This window comes from Bacillus sp. MSP13 (assembly GCF_000815295.1).
Taxonomy (GTDB): Bacteria; Bacillota; Bacilli; order Bacillales; family Bacillaceae; genus Bacillus; species Bacillus vallismortis.
The window spans coordinates 233,061-249,882 of sequence record NZ_JXAQ01000003.1; the positions used below are offsets into that span (position 1 = coordinate 233,061).

A 16,822-nucleotide genomic window follows, 5' to 3' on the forward strand; every position below is an offset into this window, starting at 1 on the left:
GAATGGCCGTAAAAAAGCCTCCTTCTCAGAGAGAAGGAGGCTTAACATTTATGTCCGCCTCTCTTATCTCTCAGATCAGATCTGAAGGAATTAGCACCGTGCCTTAGAGACAAGCGTCTCGGCGCGAACAAGATGCGCCCCATTTTACAATGGAATTACGGTCGGTTGCTGTTGGGGTCAAAAGGCCAAATCCCTCGCCCAACTCTCGATAAGAGAATATATTCATTTGTTAAACAATTCTAATTTATCAGTTGATGAACATAGTAACAGGTGTTTTAGTGAGTTGTCAATCTATTTTTTAATATAAATCTTTTCTGATATCATCGAAAACAGGGATGCTTTCCCGAACTTCAACGCTTTCCTGAAGGTTAATTTCCGCACGCACAACGCCTTCTTCCCGGCCGCCTTCAGCAAGTACACGTCCCCATGGATCAATAATCAAGCTATGCCCGGCAAATTCATGATCTGGATTTGACCCAGTGCAATTGCAGGCAGCGACAAAGCATTGATTTTCGATGGCCCGCGCAATAAGCAGGCTTTTCCAATGATCAAGGCGGGGAAGAGGCCATTCCGCAGAAATAAACAGCACGTTGGCGCCTTTTGTCGTATGTTTTCTGATCCACTCCGGAAAACGGATATCATAACAGATCAATCCTGAGCTTTTGACGCCATCAAGCTCAAAATATCCGTCTTCGGAACCGGCTGATAAATACACATGCTCATCCATCAGCTGAAAAAGATGGGCCTTCCTGTACTCTTTAATGATTTGTCCTTCCTTATCCGCGATGTACATTGTATTATAAACATCGGAATCCTTTCTGACAGCAACCGATCCGGCGACAATATGGACGCCATGTTTTTTTGCTGTTTTCTTCAGCCAGCTCTGAGTAGAACGCCCGTCTTTATCGGCGAGCTCATCAAGGTTGGCCAGATCATAGCCAGTCGTCCACAGTTCAGGAAGAACAAGAACATCCGCGTGTTTGCTTTCCTTTTCGATAAAGAATTCAGCCTTTTTGATATTTTCTGAAGGCTTTCCGTATGAAATATCAAATTGCAGGCAAGATATCGTCCATTTCATCTTTTGATCACTCCACATTTTTCTTTACTTTTTTCATTTAACCATATATGATGATGGACTATCATTTCAAGATTTTTTTAGAAGGTGAGAATAGATGAAATTTGAACAGTCTCATGTATTAAAGGAGCTGCCTAAGCAATTCTTCGCTTCTTTGGTGCAAAAAGTGAACCGAAAGCTTGCAGAAGGACATGACGTTATCAATCTCGGACAGGGAAATCCGGATCAGCCGACTCCGGAACATATCGTCGAGGAAATGAAACGAGCCGTTGCTAATCCTGACAATCATAAATACTCGTCTTTTCGCGGCTCATACAGCCTGAAATCAGCAGCGGCGGCATTTTATAAAAGAGAATACGGCATTGACCTTGACCCGGAGACGGAAGTCGCTGTATTATTCGGTGGAAAAGCTGGTCTGGTCGAGCTCCCGCAATGTTTACTGAATCCCGGAGATACGATTTTAGTTCCGGATCCGGGCTATCCTGATTACTGGTCAGGTGTGGCACTCGCGAAAGCGAAGATGGAAATGATGCCGCTCGTAAAGGACAGGGCGTTTCTGCCTGATTACAGCAACATCCCCGCTGAAGTGAGAGAACAGGCGAAATTGATGTACTTGAATTATCCGAATAATCCGACTGGAGCTGTTGCTACCTCCGGGTTTTTTGAAGAAACCGTGAGTTTTGCGAAAGAAAACGGGATTTGTGTCGTTCATGATTTTGCTTACGGCGCTGTAGGATTTGACGGCTGTAAGCCGTTAAGCTTCTTGCAGACTGAAGGTGCGAAGGATATCGGCATTGAAATTTATACGCTGTCAAAAACGTATAACATGGCGGGGTGGCGGGTCGGCTTTGCCGTCGGAAACGCTTCGGTCATTGAAGCGATCAATCTGTATCAAGACCATATGTTTGTCAGTCTTTTCAGAGCGACTCAGGAGGCTGCAGCGGCGGCACTGCTAGATGCTCAAACGTGTGTGGCGGAGCAAAATGCCCGATATGAAAGCAGGCGAAACGCTTGGATTGCGTCGTGCCGGGAGATCGGCTGGGATGTGGCTGCTCCGGCAGGTTCTTTTTTTGCATGGCTACCCGTGCCTGAAGGCTATACTTCCGAGCAGTTCTCAGACCTTTTGCTGGAAAAAGCGAATGTGGCCGTTGCGGCTGGAAATGGCTTCGGTGAATATGGCGAGGGCTATGTCAGAGTCGGGCTGCTGACAAGTGAAGAAAGACTCAAAGAAGCCGCTTATCGAATTGGGAAGCTGAACCTGTTTACCCAAAAAAGCATTGACAAGACTTGATAACGATGGGATAATTCAAAATAATTTATAAAATCTATATTTTCTTATCAAGAGCAGGCAGAGGGACGAGCCCGATGAAGCCCGGCAACCGACTTATAAAGCACGGTGCTAATTCTTGCAGCTGGCGGCTGAGAGATAAGATTCGGACGAGAAACGAAACCTCTTTAGACGCGATTGCTGTTTGAAGAGGTTTTTTTATATGGATGAAATGAAAGGAGCTCTGGCATGGGTGAGTTATTAGCAACATATCTCCTGACCGAACCGGGAGCCGATACAGAGAAAAAAGCGGAACAAATCGCAACAGGATTGACAGTAGGCTCCTGGACTGATCTGCCCCTTGTAAAACAGGAGCAAATGCAAAAGCACAAGGGGCGGGTAATAAAGGTCGAGGAAAGAGAGGGGACTCCTGCGTCAGGAAAACAAGCGGTGATCACAATTGCCTATCCTGACATCAATTTCTCTCAGGATATTCCGGCTTTGCTGACAACAGTGTTTGGGAAGCTGTCGCTGGACGGAAAAATCAAATTACTCGATCTTCATTTCTCTGACGCGTTTAAGCGCACGCTGCCGGGACCGAAGTTTGGTGTATACGGCATTCGAAAGCTGCTGGGAGAGTTTGAGAGACCGCTGTTAATGAGCATTTTCAAAGGGGTTATCGGAAGAGACCTGAGTGATATTAAAGAACAGCTCAGACAGCAGGCGCTTGGCGGAGTTGACCTGATTAAGGACGATGAAATTTTCTTTGAGACAGGCCTGGCGCCTTTTGAAACAAGAATAACAGAAGGAAAGCAAGTATTGAAAGAAACGTATGAGCAAACCGGGCATAAAACGCTGTATGCGGTCAATTTGACCGGGCGTACGGCTGATCTGAACGACAAAGCGAGACGCGCTGCTGAATTGGGAGCGGATGCGTTATTGTTTAATGTCTTCGCTTACGGCTTGGACGTCATGCAAAGCCTGGCGGAAGATCCCGAAATCGCAATCCCGATTATGGCTCATCCAGCCGTCAGCGGGGCGTTTACGTCTTCTCCGTTCTACGGATTTTCTCACGCTCTTTTGCTCGGAAAATTGAACCGGTATTGCGGAGCCGACTTCAGTCTCTTCCCATCTCCGTACGGTTCGGTTGCGCTTCCAAAAGAAGATGCGCTGGCGATTCACGAAGAATGTGTGAGAGAGGATGCTTTTAAGCAAACATTTGCCGTTCCGTCAGCAGGCATTCATCCCGGTATGGTTCCGCTTTTAATGCGGGATTTCGGCATAGATCATATTATAAACGCCGGGGGAGGCGTACACGGACATCCGAACGGCGCCCAGGGCGGTGGCAAAGCATTCAGAGCCATAATTGATGCTGTCTTAGAAGCCCAGCCGATTGATAAAAAAGCTGAACAATGCAAAGATCTGAAGCTGGCGCTTGATAAATGGGGAAAGGTTGAAGCTTTATGACGACTCGAAAGCCATTCATTATTTGTGATTTTGACGGCACCATCACGATGAATGACAACATTATAAATATTATGAAAACATTCGCTCCGCCGGAGTGGAACGCATTAAAAGACGGCGTCCTTTCCAAAACGCTGTCGATCAAGGAAGGTGTCGGACGGATGTTCGGCCTTCTGCCAAGCCGTTTAAAAGAAGAGATTACAAGATTTGTATTGGAAGATGCAAAAATCAGGGAAGGCTTTCGCGAATTTGTAGCGTTTGTCAAGGAGCATGAGATTCCGTTTTATGTCGTAAGCGGAGGAATGGACTTTTTTGTGTATCCTTTGCTTGAAGGCATTGTGGAGAAAGATCGTATTTATTGCAACCATGCGTCATTTGACAATGACTATATTCATATTGACTGGCCTCATTCTTGCAAAGGAACTTGCAGCAATCAATGCGGGTGCTGCAAGCCGTCAGTGATACATGAACTCGCTGAATCGAACCAATATATCATCATGATCGGCGATTCGGTTACAGATGTGGAGGCCGCAAAGCTGTCCGACCTTTGCTTTGCAAGGGATTATTTATTAAACGAATGCAGGGAGCGGAACCTAAATCATCTCCCGTATCAAGATTTTTATGAAATTAGAAAAGAAATCGAGAATGTAACGGAGGTACAGGAATGGCTGCAAAACAAGAACGCTGGCGAGAGCTCGCTGAAGTAAAACGGGAATTGGCCGAAAGAGACTGGTTTCCGGCGACTAGCGGCAACCTGTCTATTAAAGTTTCTGATGAGCCTCTAACCTTTCTCGTAACCGCAAGCGGTAAAGATAAACGCAAAGAGACGGATGAAGATTTTCTGCTGGTGGATCAAAACGGAGAGCCTGCCGAAAGCGGGCATTCTCTAAAACCGTCTGCGGAAACGTTGTTGCACACACATTTGTACAATAAAACCAATGCCGGATGCTGCCTGCATGTCCATACAGTAAACAATAATGTAATCTCAGAGCTATACGGAGACCAAAAGAAAATCACGTTCAGAGGCCAGGAAATCATAAAAGCGCTCGGCCTGTGGGAAGAGAATGCAGAAGTGGCTATCCCGATCATTGAAAATCCGGCCCATATTCCGACGCTCGCGGCACTGTTTGCGGAAGAGATTTCAGAAGATTCGGGAGCCGTTCTGATCCGAAATCACGGTATTACCGCTTGGGGAAAAACAGCATTTGAAGCAAAAAGAGTGCTTGAAGCGTATGAATTTTTGTTCAGCTACCATTTGACATTGAAAACACTCCAGCACCAGCTGGTTAATTAAAAGGAGGAACTGAAATGGCAACAATTCGTATTCATGATAAGGCAAATACAACGATTGAAAATCAAGAGGAAGTAGCAAGCTTTTTGGATAGCCAAGAGGTGATTTATGAGCAATGGGATATCGCGAAGCTTCCGGAACATCTTTCAGAGAAGTACGATCTGACAGAAGAAGAAAAACAGCAAATCCTCAATACATTCGAAACGGAAATTAAAGATATTTCTAACCGCCGCGGTTACAAAGCACAGGATGTTATTTCATTGTCAGATGCCAATCCGAAACTTGATGAACTGCTTGAGAACTTTAAAAGAGAGCATCATCACACAGACGATGAGGTTCGTTTTATTGTAAGCGGACACGGCATTTTTGTCATTCAAGGCAAAGATGGCACGTTTTTTGATGTCCGTTTAAACCCTGGAGATTTAATCTCCGTGCCTGAAAATATCCGCCATTATTTCACACTTCAGGAGGATCGGAAAGTTGTCGCGGTGAGAATCTTTGTCACAACTGAAGGCTGGGTTCCGATTTATGAAAAAGACAGTGTAAATCAATAAGCAGCAAAAGCCCCGTTCATTGAACGGGGCTTCTTATATCTATTGCAAACGCCATTCTTCATATTGAGACATTTCTTTTTTAATCAGCGTCCAAAGCAAACCTAATACAGCTGCATCGTCTATGATTCCAAGACCAAGGATAACGTCTGGCACGATATCGAGCGGCATGGCGATATACAAGATGGCGGCAGTGAGGAGCAAAAGCGTTCTAACCTGTGAACGGGGGTAGTCGCCTTTTCTCCAATCACGAAGCATTTGGAAAAAAACAGTGATGTGCTCGATACATTTTTTCCGGTTTTTCTTTTTAATATCGCTTTACCGCCTGCCGCTCCGAGCATCAATGCTTTCTTTTTCTTCATGTGGCATACCTCCTGCCTAGCGGCGTGTTTAAGATATTCTTCATCTGGGTATTGTTCTTCTAATCCTATCAATAAATCTATTATACCTGAAAAAATAACTTATTTAATGAAAATATGTTTACAAATAAAGTATAATCTGTAATAATGCACAATAACCCAATCAAACTTGTTTCCTATTTCTTAGCGGCGAGGGGTGAAGTGAATGGGCGGTTCTTCAGAACATGAAAAATTGTTGGTGTCTATTGATGAAAAAAGAAAGTTAATGATAGATGCCGCTAGAAAACAGGGATTTACAGGCCATGACACGATCAAACACAGTCAGGAGCTGGATTGTTTAATGAATGAATATCACCAGCTAATGCAAGAAAGCGAACATTCTCAAGGCATTCAAGGCCTTGTAAAGAAATTAGGCTTGTGGCCTCGCAGGGATGTCATGCCTGCATATGATGCAAATAAATAGCGGCGCTATCAGATGCATATATAAAGAGAGAGAGCTTTCCAGAAGCGCTCTTTTTTTCTGGGAAAATTCATATGAAAGAGGGAACTGATGAAAGAACTGGCGGTTATCATTACTGAAATGGTTAATCAATTTCATGATGCTTTTATATCATTATGCGTAATGTTCGGGATTCATTTAACTGACAAAGAAATGCATTTCTGGGTGATTGGCATTTTTGGCATTATCTTTTTCGGTGTCACTCACGCTGTGTTTACATGGCTTTCAAAATGGAGCATGACAGCCCTGTCCTTTATCTATACCGTTACAGTCATCATTGTTGTCGTATTTGCGATAGAAATTCAGCAGAAAGTGACGGGGAGAGGGAATATGGAGCTTTTAGATGCCACTGAGGGCCTAAAGGGATTTTTGGTGTTTTTTATGTTTTTTTTGCTTCTCAAAATGCTGTTGCGCGTCATTACAATACTCTTCTCAGGCAGAACAGCGAGCAAGTCAAATGGCAATGCCCGGTCACGAAGATAAAAAGCCCTCCTGACATCGTCAGGGGGGCTATGTAGCGGATACGGGGAGATTGATCGTTACCTCTGTACCTCTTCGCACTTCGCTTTCGATATGAATGGTTCCTCCGTACATCAGCACGATCCGTTTACATACGACAAGGCCGAGGCCAGTTCCTTTTTCTTTAGAAGTAACAAAGGGAAGGAAGATGTGATCCAGCATTTCCTGAGAAATCCCTTCACCGTTATCCACAACTTTGATAATGGCTTTTTGATCCGAGGCTTCCAAGGAGATCGTCAGTTTTCCTCCTTCAGGCATAGATTCAAGGCCATTTTTTGCTACATTTAAAATCACTTGTTTAATATGATCTTTTGTACATTTTACGAGTAAAGGCTGTTCGGTTAAATACTGTAATTCGACTTCAACATTGTATAGATTGCCCTCAGAATAAATAATCGGCATAATTTCTCCGATAATATCCTGAAGTGAGTTCAGCTCCCATTTTTCCGCTGTCGGTTTTCCGAGAACGAGAAACTCACTCACAATTTGATTAATCCGTTTTATCTCCTGTTCAATAATGGAGAAGTACAGCTGATCTTCTTCACCTTTATATTTCTTTTGCAGCAGCTGAATAAAGCCGCTTATGCCAGTGAGCGGATTGCGGATTTCATGAGCCGTGCTGGCAGCAAGCGTCCCGATCAGCTCTAATTTTTGCGCCTCATTTTCGGAGCGCTCCAGCTGGGTCTTGCGTTTCAGCAAGTAATACAGCACAAGAATAAAAAGGATATTCAGCAGAACAATAATACATGAAAGCGGAAGCACAAGGCTTTTCGTCAGTTCTTCTATTGTGACAGGGTTCGGATAGACTTTCATATTCCAGCTGATATCATCCAGGTATCCGCTGACTGGTTTCTGATCTTTGGCATGAGAGGCTTGTCCGCTCGTGAAAATCATTTTCTCTTCTTGGTTCACCACTTCAATATAAACATCAGGGCTCAGCAAGTTAATGAGGTTCTTTAAATAATCAACTTGAATCGCTGCGACAAGATAATCTGTCACATTTTTTTTTGAGTCCAGAACAGGGACACAGATTGTAAAAATCCTTTGGCCAGTAATTCTGCTTGAATAACTATCTGAAATGACTGTCTTTTTTGTTTCCTTTGCTTTTGCAAAAAAAGATCTGTCGGCCAGGTTTACTTTCGTTTTTAATTCTGATGTGCTTGCAGTGACGTCTCCTTTAGTGTTCAGAAGATAGAGACCGGAAAATCTAGGCTCTGAATCAAAGGTTTCTTCCAAAATCGACTGCATTTTGCTTATATCAACCGGTCTGTCAATGGCGATGGACAAAGAGGTCATTCTCGCCATTGTTTCACCGATTAAATAATTGATTTTGTTGCGGTGAAGGTTCAGCATCACACTTGCTTCCTGCTTATGTTCTATAGCTATTGTATCTTTTTCTTTTTTATATACAAAAAAGCTGATGACGAGTGCCGGAATCACGACCAGTATGATATAAAGTTTGACTCTCCCGCAGGCGCCTTTTAGTATTTTCAATTTGCATCGCTCCAACTTACACCTGATTAGAGGTATTATATCATTGTTTCTTCTTCTTTAATAAGAAAAAATAACCAAAAAAATGAGAAAAAGATGTTGAACAGCTTATATGATAAAAAAGAAGAGAAATATTGGAAAGATTTTTATTGACATTTTCGTCTTTGTTTATTAATGTTTCTCTGTAACGGTTTCTAAAAGGATGATTGAGACATGACAGAAAAATCACTGAAATTATTTATCGTGCTGTCGCGCGCGTATCGGTCTATTAACGATCATATGAATAAGCATATTCATAAGCATGGACTGAATCCGACTGAATTTGCTGTGCTTGAGCTGTTGTACCATAAAGGCGATCAGCCGCTGCAGCAGATAGGGGATAAAATTCTCTTGGCTAGCGGAAGCATCACATACGTTGTAGATAAGCTGGAGCAAAAAGATCTCCTCATTCGGAAAGCGTCTCCTACAGACAGACGAGTGACATTTGCACAAATCACTGATAAAGGTATCAGTCTTTTGAATGATATTTTTCCTGATCACGCAGCTGAAATTGATGAAATGATAAGCGTATTAAGCGAAGAAGAGGTAGAGATGTGTACAGAAATGTTAAAAAGAGTAGGGTTAAACGCAAAACAGTTTCATTATAAGTAAAAAAAGGAAGCCTGATATGTCACAGGGCTTCCTTTTTTTTATTGTTCATTTGTTTCTGCCACGCCTCTCGGCAAGATAAGAACTTCAACGCGCCGGTTTTTGCTTCGGCCTTCCGCTGTTTTGTTGGAAGCCACCGGTTTATACTCACCATAGCCCTTGGCACTGAACACTTTTGCGTCGAGCTTAGGATTTTCTATCAGGAGTCCCATAAAGTTTACCGCTCTCATGACGCTTAAATGCCAGTTTGATTGGAATTCTGAATTTTTTATTGGCATATTATCAGTATGGCCGCTGATGATGATATTTCTCGGCGGGTTAATCACAAGAAGATTGGAAATCTCTTGTGCAAGCCGAACATCTTCCTTACGGATGGTCGCTTTTCCAGAGTCAAAGAATATACTGTCTTTAATCGTGATCAGAAGCCCTTCACTAGTCAATTTTGTTTCCAGCTGGTGTTCGAGCTTTTTGTCTTTGATGAACTTTTCTACCTGGCTCTTCACACTTTTAAGTTCTTCTTGATCAGCCGCTTTTTCTCGGTCTTTCTTGTTTTTCTCTTGCTCTTCTTTTTCCTTTTTCACGTCATCTATTCCGTCTGACTCGTTTTCAGGGGGGATGACACTGGAATAATCCATGACTCCCGTGCCGCCTGTAAAGACTTCATTAAATGATTTTGAAAGCATCTTAAACTTGCCTGCGTCAATCGAGCTGCTCGCATACAGCACAATAAATAATGCCAGGAGAAGAGTTAGGATATCGGCGTAAGGAACCAGCCATGATTCATCAACGTGCTCGTCCTCATGCTTCTTCTTCTTTTTTCTCGCCATTTTGCGCCTCTCCTTGTTCTGCAAATTTCAAGCGGTCCTTCGCAGGAAGGTACATTAAAAGCTTTTGTTCGATGACTTTCGGTGCTTGTCCTTCTAATACGGACAGGACGCCTTCGATCATGACTTCACGCAGTTTTACTTCTTGTTTCGATTTTCGTTTTAATTTATTTGCGAAAGGATGCCATAATACATATCCCGTGAAGATACCGAGAAGGGTGGCAACAAAGGCCGCACTGATGGCGTGTCCAAGCTCATCCGTATTATCCATATGAGAGAGGGCGGCAATCAAGCCGATTACAGCGCCGAGTACGCCAAGTGTCGGCGCGTACGTTCCCGCCTGTGTAAAAATAGCGGCTCCAGCCTGGTGTCTGTCTTCCATCGCTTCAACTTCCTCTGTCATAATATCTCTGATAAATTCCGCGCTTTGTCCGTCAACAGCCATGCTGAGTCCGTTTTTCAGGAAAGCGTCGTCTACATCTTCAATGCTTGCTTCTAAAGCAAGAAGGCCTTCGCGGCGCGCAAGCTGGGCCCAATCTGAGAACATAGGAATGAGCTCCTCAATTGTCAGCTGTTTGTTTTCCTTAAATAACACTCGAAACAGAGCGGGCACTTTTTTAATTTCTTTTGTAGGGAACGCAATAACGACTGCCGAGATGGTCCCAGCGATAATAATTAAAATGGCAGCGGGGTTTGCAAGCGCGCTGAAACTGACGCCTTTCAGAACCATCCCCACGCTCAATGCCACAAAAGCAAGAATAACACCAATTAACGAAGTTTTATCCATAGTTTTCACCAAATCCTTTTTTACTAGCTTGTCTATGGTTAATATCGGTTTCGGTACCCGGAACTTTAGGGACTTTGTGAATTTGTTCATGAAATATTCAAGGAAGAGGAATAGAAGGGAGGAATAAACAAATTTGGGCTTTTCAAAATTGAAAAGCCCTCGTGTTTAGCGGTATTGAGATTGGCAGCTTTCTCGCAAGCTGTCCTTCAAACGGTTTTCATAGGATAATAGAAATAAATATTCACTGTATATAAACATGTATCACCCCTCCTTAAGTAAAAGTGTATAGGATGAAGGGGAGTAACACTTCAGGGGAAGGGACGGTATTTTATCAGTCAAGAGTATGAATCCGCAAAAAGCGGCTCCCTAGACAGGAAACCGCTTTTTATTATTTCGCTTGCACTTTGATTGTATGATCTTCTGCAGCCACGTGAAAACTTGTGATCTCGCTATTGTCAATCAGCAGATCGGTCATTTCATCTTCAATCCATTCTTGAATGGTTCTTCTGATCGGACGTGCGCCGAATGAAGGGTGGTAGCCCAACTCTGCGATTTTTTCTTTCGCTTCGTCCGTCACACTCAAGGTGATGCCGCGTTCTGCCAATGTTTCTTCAAGTTCACCAAGCAGCAGGCTGACGATTTTGACCAGATGCTCTTTTTCCAGTGAGCGGAACTCAATAATGCTGTCAAAGCGGTTGAGAAACTCAGGTTTAAAGAACATGCTGAGTGAATCAATCAATGTTTGTTCTTCGAATACACTGTCCTCTGATTGAAAACCGACTTTCGTTTGTTTCTCACCAGCACCCGCGTTGCTTGTCATAATAATGACAGTATCTTTAAAGCTTACGGTTCTGCCTTGGCTGTCTGTCAGACGGCCGTCCTCCATCATTTGCAGGAACATATGCTGAACGTCAGGGTGTGCTTTTTCAATCTCATCCAGCAACACAATGCTGTAAGGATTGCGGCGCACTTTTTCTGTTAGTTGTCCAGCTTCCTCATGGCCGACATATCCAGGGGGTGAACCAATGATTTTGGAGACGGCGTGTTTTTCCATGTACTCGCTCATATCAAGGCGGATCATAGCGTCTTTTGTGCCGAAAAGTTCATCCGCCAGCGTTTTAGAAAGCTCTGTTTTCCCTACGCCGGTAGGGCCGACAAATAGGAAGGAGCCGACTGGTCTGTTTTTGGATTTTAATCCGGCGCGGCTTCGTCTGACCGCTTTTGCCACTTTTCGAACAGCGGCTTCTTGTCCGATTACACGTTCATGAAGTTTTGCTTCAAGCTCTTTCATTTTTGTTTGCTCATCCGCCTGCAGCTTGCCGACAGGGATGCCTGTTTTTTGTTCAATGATATCCTGAATATGGTCAGCTTCCACAGTGACAGCGGAATGGGCGGAAGAGCTGTTCAGTTTTTTCTCTAATAAGATCTCCTCATCACGGAGCTTTGCTGCCAGTTCGTAATTTTCCTCTTCCAGCGCTTTTGTTTTTTCAGCTTCAATCGCAGTTAAGCGTTCGGCCGCATCCTCATCATTCAGCTCATCAATTAACAGGTTGGCTTTTGAACCTGCTTCATCTAATAAGTCAATTGCTTTATCAGGCAAATGTCTGTCCTGAATGTAGCGGGATGATAAAGTCACACATGCTTTGATTGCTTCATCACTGAATGTCACGCCATGGTATGCTTCGTATTTGTCTTTGATCCCTTCTAGAATGAGGATGGCCTGTTCAATGGAAGGCTCCTGTACCATGACAGGCTGAAAACGTCTTTCCAGCGCGGCATCTTTTTCGATTTGACGGTATTCTTTCAGTGTTGTCGCACCGATGACTTGCAGTTCGCCTCTGGCCAGAGCTGGTTTGAGAATGTTGCCTGCGTCCATTGATCCTTCTGCAGAGCCTGCACCAACGAGAAGATGAATTTCATCAATGAACAGAATGACATTTTTTCGTTCTTTCAGCTCGGTGATCAGCTGTTTCATTCTCTCTTCAAATTGGCCTCTGATCCCTGTGTTTGCAACAAGGGATGCAACATCAAGCAAGTAGAGTTCTTTGTTTTTCAGTTTGTTTGGAACATCACCAGCAGCCATTTTTAAAGCGAGCCCTTCGGCGATGGCGGTTTTACCCACACCCGGCTCACCAATGAGAACAGGATTGTTTTTGTTGCGGCGGTTCAAAATTTCGATCACGCGCGCCACTTCTTCATCACGCCCGATGACGGGATCGATGAGACCGGCTTTTGCACCGTTTGTAATATTTTGGGCAAGCTCATCAAGCAACCCTTTTTTCTCACTTTGTTTTGCCGCGTTTTGTTCTTTCGGCTGGGATGCATGTTCAAACGGGAAACCGAATGAGTGAGGCCCCATGCTCATTGAAGGTTGACGAGTCAGTTCGTTATAGCAAGTCTCACATAGAACCATTTGTTTATGAACGGAATTTATTTGCATGTTAAGGCGAATCGTCGCCTCGTTTTGATGACAATGTTGACAACGCATTTGCCAAAACCTCCTTAAAAATTTGATCTTCTTTGACCAATGAATGTGAATAAAAAGGCCGCTTTTATTTGACCTTCTTTGACTATTAGTATACGGGAAACTTATTGGATTTCAAAACGATATGCTCAGAGCTGTCTGATTATTTGACTAACTTTGACCAATCGGTTATTAAAAATGCCGGTTCGTTTGACCAGCCCTGATTCATAGTATACTCTGACCTTCTTTGACTTTCAAGTCATTTGCGCAAAATCTTTTTGGATCGTTTACAAAGTAAAACATGTTTTCTTCTTCTTTTCAAGGAACTTGTCTCATAGGGTATAAAAAGGCGCATGTGGACAAAACGGCGGTTCGTTCGGAGGGGAGAAATGGAACAATCAAAAGGGTCGGCAAGTCAGCTTGCCTTTGTGTATGTGGGTACAGTAGTCGGAGCTGGGTTTGCGACTGGCAGGGAAATTGTTGAGTTTTTTTTGAAGTTTGGCTGGTTCGGTTTATTCGGGATTATCGTCAGCGGCGGGATGTTTACATTTCTGGGGGCCAAGCTGATGATCATTTCAAAGCGAATCAATGCCAATTCTTATCAAGAAATGAATATATTCTTGTTCGGGGCGACGGCTGGGCGGTTTATCAATGTGTTTATGCTGTTTGTTCTCCTCGGCGTGACATCTGTTATGCTTTCCGGGGCAGGGGCGCTTTTTGAGGAACAGCTGGGGATGTCTCCACAGATAGGGATGCTGATTACAATCGGTTTGAGCTTAATTGTGATGACTAGAGGGGTGAAAGGCATTTTTGGTGTCAATGTGTTTGTTGTTCCTCTTTTAATCATCTTTTCTATGATTGTGGTGGCCGACTCTTTTATTTTCACCGAGTCTCGTAACGCAGATCAGTGGGTATGGCCGCACCGCTGGGATTGGCTGTTATCAGCGTTTTCTTACGGCGCTTTAAATTTATCGCTTGCTCAAGCGGTTTTGGTTCCGCTGGCGAATGAAATGTCATCGGAAAAAGTGATAAAAAAAGGCGCTTTAATCGGAGGCACGATGCTGACGATTGTGCTGTCCGCGAGTTTTCTGTCTTTATCGATGCTGCCGGATGTTTTTTTGTATGATATACCGATGGCTCAAGTGGTTTATCTCTTTGCAAGATCTGTCCATTTGATTTATTTGCTCATTATTTTCGGCGAAGTGTTCACATCGGTTATCGGCAATCTATACGGATTGGAAAAACAAGTGCAAAGCTTTCTTCCGATAAAAAGCAAATATATCTTTGCAGCCATTATGACCACGGCTTACATTACGAGCCAAATAGGATACGGAAAGCTCATTTCAACGATTTATCCCTTGTTTGGTTATGTGAGTCTGGCGTTCATAGGCGCCCTGATTTGCAAAAAGGTCCCCAGGAAGCCCGGCTTGTAAATACATCTAATGAAGCGGGCCGTCATTGCAGAGCAATATGTGCTCGGGAAGTCAGGGCTGACTTTTTTTATTGTCAAGAAAAACAGTATTATGGTAAGATAGCAGAAGTGAAAAATTGAAGAAAATCCGTGCGATATGCGGGAGAGGTTCTAGCTACACCCTCTATAAAAAACTAAGGACGAGCTGTATCCTTGGATACGGCCTTTTTTACGTTTTTCTAGAGCACCTTCCGACAAGGTGTTTTTTTGTGTGAATCAGCTGTAGCGATGTCTCTCGCCGATGGTTTTATTGCGGAGAAGGAGAGGAATCATGAAAAAAGAAAAAGCAATTGTCGTATTCAGCGGCGGTCAAGACAGTACCACTTGCTTACTATGGGCTTTACAGGAATTCAAAGAAGTCGAAACGGTGACTTTTCATTATAATCAGCGTCATTCACAAGAAGTTGAAGTGGCAAAATCGATTGCGGAAAAGCTGGGTGTGAAAAACCATTTGCTCGATATGTCCCTTTTAAATCAGCTTGCACCGAATGCTTTGACAAGAAATGATATTGATATAGAAGCAAAAGACGGTGAATTGCCATCCACATTCGTTCCGGGCCGCAATTTGGTATTCTTATCCTTTGCGTCTATTCTGGCATATCAAATTGGCGCGCGCCACATTATTACAGGAGTTTGCGAGACAGACTTCAGCGGTTATCCTGACTGCCGTGACGAATTCGTGAAATCTTGCAATGTAACGGTAAACCTGGCAATGGAGAAGCCGTTTGTCATTCATACGCCTCTCATGTGGCTTAATAAGGCGGAAACATGGAAGCTTGCAGATGAGCTTGGCGCGCTTGATTTTGTGAAAAACAACACGCTGACATGCTATAACGGCATTATCGCAGACGGCTGCGGCGAATGCCCGGCATGCCACCTGCGTTCAAGAGGTTATGAAGAATATATGGTGATGAAAGGGGAGCGTGCATAAATTGTTATCTCAAATTTACCCGCAGGCCCAGCATCCTTATTCATTTGAATTGAATAAGGATATGCACATTTCAGCTGCCCACTTTATCCCCCGGGAAAATGCGGGAGCGTGCAGCAGGGTTCACGGGCATACGTATACCGTAAATATAACCGTTGCCGGCGACGAACTTGACAACTCCGGCTTCCTTGTCAATTTCAGCGTGCTCAAAAAACTGGTGCACGGAAACTATGATCATACGCTTTTAAATGATCATGATGATTTTTCTCAGGACGATCGATATTCCCTGCCGACAACTGAAGTCGTGGCGAAAACGATTTATGACAACGTACAGGCTTATTTAGACACATTGGAGAATAAGCCAAGCTGTGTACAGGTGTTTGTTCGTGAAACACCGACAAGTTACTGTGTCTACCGTCCGAAAAAGGGTGGTTTGAATGGCTAAAGGAATTCCTGTATTAGAAATTTTCGGCCCGACGATTCAAGGAGAAGGCATGGTGATCGGACAGAAAACAATGTTCGTTCGCACAGCCGGCTGTGATTATTCCTGCAGCTGGTGTGACTCCGCCTTCACTTGGGACGGGTCTGCTAAAAAAGATATTCGCTGGATGACGGCTGAGGAGATTTTTGCAGAGCTTAAAGACATTGGAGGAGACGCGTTTTCCCACGTGACGATCTCGGGCGGCAACCCGGCCCTGTTAAAGCAGCTGGATGCTTTTATCGAACTGCTTAGAGAAAACAACATTCGTGCAGCGCTGGAAACCCAAGGGACCATTTATCAAGATTGGTTTACGCTGATCGATGATCTGACAATTTCTCCAAAACCGCCAAGCTCAAAAATGGTGACGAACTTTCAAAAGCTCGATCACATTTTGACTTCACTTAAAGAGAATAACAGGCAGCACGCAGTCAGCTTGAAGGTAGTCATTTTTAATGATGAAGATTTGGCGTTTGCCAAAACAGTGCACAAGCGTTACCCGGGAATCCCGTTTTATTTACAAGTCGGTAATGATGACGTGCATACGACAGATGATCAGTCACTGATCGCACATTTGTTAGGAAAATATGAAGCGCTTGTTGATAAGGTAGCTGCTGACGCGGAGCTGAATCTGGTCAGGGTGCTTCCGCAGCTGCACACCCTGTTATGGGGCAACAAACGCGGCGTATAATAGAAAGGAAGATAA

At 43.8% G+C, this 16,822-nt stretch carries 17 protein-coding genes, 1 pseudogene and 3 riboswitches; of the genes and pseudogenes, 12 read left to right on the forward strand and 6 right to left on the reverse strand.

Going from position 1 to position 16,822, the window contains the following annotated elements:
* Window positions 1-60 precede the first annotated feature (60 nt).
* Window positions 61-215, reverse strand: a riboswitch (SAM riboswitch).
* An 83-nt stretch (window positions 216-298) separates the two neighbouring features.
* Window positions 299-1,078: a carbon-nitrogen family hydrolase gene (locus SC79_RS02510; RefSeq protein ID WP_039073742.1), complete on the reverse strand. Its 780-nt coding sequence runs from the start codon at window positions 1,076-1,078 to the stop codon at window positions 299-301.
* A 94-nt stretch (window positions 1,079-1,172) separates the two neighbouring features.
* On the opposite strand from SC79_RS02510, the gene mtnE reads away from it, so the two are divergent.
* The 5 genes from mtnE (at window position 1,173) to mtnD (ending at window position 5,651) form a co-directional block, all read left to right on the forward strand.
* Entirely contained in the window at window positions 1,173-2,366 is a 1,194-nt protein-coding gene (gene mtnE / locus SC79_RS02515) for a methionine-glutamine aminotransferase (RefSeq protein WP_039073743.1), read from the forward strand.
* Between the two features lie 41 nt (window positions 2,367-2,407).
* Window positions 2,408-2,508, forward strand: a riboswitch (SAM riboswitch).
* Between the two features lie 83 nt (window positions 2,509-2,591).
* Entirely contained in the window at window positions 2,592-3,809 is a 1,218-nt protein-coding gene (gene mtnW, locus SC79_RS02520) for a 2,3-diketo-5-methylthiopentyl-1-phosphate enolase (RefSeq protein ID WP_039073744.1), read from the forward strand.
* Window positions 3,806-4,513, forward strand: a complete 708-nt coding sequence (mtnX, locus tag SC79_RS02525) for a 2-hydroxy-3-keto-5-methylthiopentenyl-1-phosphate phosphatase (protein WP_039073745.1) — start codon at window positions 3,806-3,808, stop codon at window positions 4,511-4,513. Before mtnW ends, mtnX begins: the two co-directional genes overlap by 4 nt.
* On the forward strand, window positions 4,471-5,100 hold the full coding sequence (locus tag SC79_RS02530) for a methylthioribulose 1-phosphate dehydratase (protein WP_039073746.1): 630 nt from the start codon (window positions 4,471-4,473) through the stop codon (window positions 5,098-5,100). Before mtnX ends, SC79_RS02530 begins: the two co-directional genes overlap by 43 nt.
* Window positions 5,101-5,114: 14 nt before the next feature.
* Window positions 5,115-5,651 carry an acireductone dioxygenase gene (gene mtnD / locus SC79_RS02535; RefSeq protein ID WP_039073747.1) on the forward strand — a complete coding sequence of 179 codons (537 nt, stop codon included), beginning with the start codon at window positions 5,115-5,117 and terminating at the stop codon, window positions 5,649-5,651.
* A 39-nt stretch (window positions 5,652-5,690) separates the two neighbouring features.
* On the opposite strand, the pseudogene SC79_RS02540 reads toward mtnD, so the two are convergent.
* Window positions 5,691-6,010 (reverse strand): annotated as a pseudogene (locus SC79_RS02540) (YkvA family protein).
* Between the two features lie 202 nt (window positions 6,011-6,212).
* Between SC79_RS02540 and spo0E the strand changes: the two are divergent.
* Both spo0E and SC79_RS02550 read left to right on the forward strand, forming a co-directional pair.
* Window positions 6,213-6,470 (forward strand): aspartyl-phosphate phosphatase Spo0E, encoded by a 258-nt coding sequence (gene spo0E / locus SC79_RS02545; protein WP_010328550.1) that lies wholly within the window; start codon window positions 6,213-6,215, stop codon window positions 6,468-6,470.
* An 87-nt stretch (window positions 6,471-6,557) separates the two neighbouring features.
* Window positions 6,558-6,989, forward strand: coding sequence for a hypothetical protein (locus SC79_RS02550; protein ID WP_039073748.1), 432 nt, complete (start codon window positions 6,558-6,560; stop codon window positions 6,987-6,989).
* Between the two features lie 27 nt (window positions 6,990-7,016).
* On the opposite strand, the gene kinD is transcribed toward SC79_RS02550, so the two are convergent.
* Entirely contained in the window at window positions 7,017-8,534 is a 1,518-nt protein-coding gene (gene kinD, locus SC79_RS02555; protein WP_156122656.1) for a sporulation kinase KinD, read from the reverse strand.
* A gap of 195 nt (window positions 8,535-8,729) precedes the next feature.
* Between kinD and mhqR the strand changes: the two genes are divergently transcribed.
* On the forward strand, window positions 8,730-9,167 hold the full coding sequence (mhqR, locus tag SC79_RS02560; protein ID WP_039073750.1) for a MarR family transcriptional regulator MhqR: 438 nt from the start codon (window positions 8,730-8,732) through the stop codon (window positions 9,165-9,167).
* Window positions 9,168-9,205: 38 nt separating this feature from the next.
* On the opposite strand, the gene motB is transcribed toward mhqR, so the two are convergent.
* The 3 genes from motB to clpE form a co-directional block, all read right to left on the reverse strand.
* Window positions 9,206-9,991 carry a flagellar motor protein MotB gene (gene motB / locus SC79_RS02565; RefSeq protein WP_039073751.1) on the reverse strand — a complete coding sequence of 262 codons (786 nt, stop codon included), beginning with the start codon at window positions 9,989-9,991 and terminating at the stop codon, window positions 9,206-9,208.
* A complete protein-coding gene (motA, locus tag SC79_RS02570; RefSeq protein WP_010328545.1) occupies window positions 9,963-10,775 on the reverse strand; it encodes a flagellar motor stator protein MotA in 813 nt (270 codons plus the stop codon). The genes motB and motA overlap by 29 nt, the downstream gene beginning before the upstream one ends.
* A gap of 388 nt (window positions 10,776-11,163) precedes the next feature.
* Window positions 11,164-13,263 carry an ATP-dependent protease ATP-binding subunit ClpE gene (clpE, locus tag SC79_RS02575; protein ID WP_039073752.1) on the reverse strand — a complete coding sequence of 700 codons (2,100 nt, stop codon included), beginning with the start codon at window positions 13,261-13,263 and terminating at the stop codon, window positions 11,164-11,166.
* Between the two features lie 365 nt (window positions 13,264-13,628).
* On the opposite strand from clpE, the gene SC79_RS02580 reads away from it, so the two are divergent.
* From SC79_RS02580 to queE, 4 genes are all read left to right on the forward strand, one after another.
* Complete coding sequence (locus tag SC79_RS02580; protein ID WP_010328542.1) at window positions 13,629-14,672, forward strand: YkvI family membrane protein; 1,044 nt, start codon at window positions 13,629-13,631, stop codon at window positions 14,670-14,672.
* A 137-nt stretch (window positions 14,673-14,809) separates the two neighbouring features.
* A riboswitch (PreQ1 riboswitch) is annotated at window positions 14,810-14,854 on the forward strand.
* A 127-nt stretch (window positions 14,855-14,981) separates the two neighbouring features.
* The gene (gene queC, locus SC79_RS02585; RefSeq protein WP_039073753.1) at window positions 14,982-15,641 is read left to right on the forward strand and encodes a 7-cyano-7-deazaguanine synthase QueC; all 660 of its coding nucleotides are present in this window, start codon (window positions 14,982-14,984) and stop codon (window positions 15,639-15,641) included.
* Window positions 15,634-16,083, forward strand: coding sequence for a 6-carboxytetrahydropterin synthase QueD (queD, locus tag SC79_RS02590; protein ID WP_082022511.1), 450 nt, complete (start codon window positions 15,634-15,636; stop codon window positions 16,081-16,083). Before queC ends, queD begins: the two co-directional genes overlap by 8 nt.
* A complete protein-coding gene (gene queE / locus SC79_RS02595) occupies window positions 16,076-16,807 on the forward strand; it encodes a 7-carboxy-7-deazaguanine synthase QueE (protein ID WP_039073755.1) in 732 nt (243 codons plus the stop codon). The genes queD and queE overlap by 8 nt, the downstream gene beginning before the upstream one ends.
* Window positions 16,808-16,822 lie beyond the last annotated feature (15 nt).

Bases quoted from the DNA above. Each gene is read 5' to 3' on its own strand.
- queE (WP_039073755.1), top strand. From the start codon at position 16,076: ATGGCTAAAGGAATTCCTGTATTAGAAATTTTCGGCCCGACGATTCAA.
- spo0E (WP_010328550.1), top strand. From the start codon at position 6,213: ATGGGCGGTTCTTCAGAACATGAAAAATTGTTGGTGTCTATTGATGAA.
- mtnX (WP_039073745.1), top strand. From the start codon at position 3,806: ATGACGACTCGAAAGCCATTCATTATTTGTGATTTTGACGGCACCATC.
- queC (WP_039073753.1), top strand. From the start codon at position 14,982: ATGAAAAAAGAAAAAGCAATTGTCGTATTCAGCGGCGGTCAAGACAGT.
- SC79_RS02530 (WP_039073746.1), top strand. From the start codon at position 4,471: ATGGCTGCAAAACAAGAACGCTGGCGAGAGCTCGCTGAAGTAAAACGG.
- SC79_RS02510 (WP_039073742.1), bottom strand. From the start codon at position 1,078: ATGAAATGGACGATATCTTGCCTGCAATTTGATATTTCATACGGAAAG.
- mtnD (WP_039073747.1), top strand. From the start codon at position 5,115: ATGGCAACAATTCGTATTCATGATAAGGCAAATACAACGATTGAAAAT.
- mtnE (WP_039073743.1), top strand. From the start codon at position 1,173: ATGAAATTTGAACAGTCTCATGTATTAAAGGAGCTGCCTAAGCAATTC.
- motA (WP_010328545.1), bottom strand. From the start codon at position 10,775: ATGGATAAAACTTCGTTAATTGGTGTTATTCTTGCTTTTGTGGCATTG.
- motB (WP_039073751.1), bottom strand. From the start codon at position 9,991: ATGGCGAGAAAAAAGAAGAAGAAGCATGAGGACGAGCACGTTGATGAA.
- clpE (WP_039073752.1), bottom strand. From the start codon at position 13,263: ATGCGTTGTCAACATTGTCATCAAAACGAGGCGACGATTCGCCTTAAC.
- mtnW (WP_039073744.1), top strand. From the start codon at position 2,592: ATGGGTGAGTTATTAGCAACATATCTCCTGACCGAACCGGGAGCCGAT.
- mhqR (WP_039073750.1), top strand. From the start codon at position 8,730: ATGACAGAAAAATCACTGAAATTATTTATCGTGCTGTCGCGCGCGTAT.
- SC79_RS02580 (WP_010328542.1), top strand. From the start codon at position 13,629: ATGGAACAATCAAAAGGGTCGGCAAGTCAGCTTGCCTTTGTGTATGTG.
- SC79_RS02550 (WP_039073748.1), top strand. From the start codon at position 6,558: ATGAAAGAACTGGCGGTTATCATTACTGAAATGGTTAATCAATTTCAT.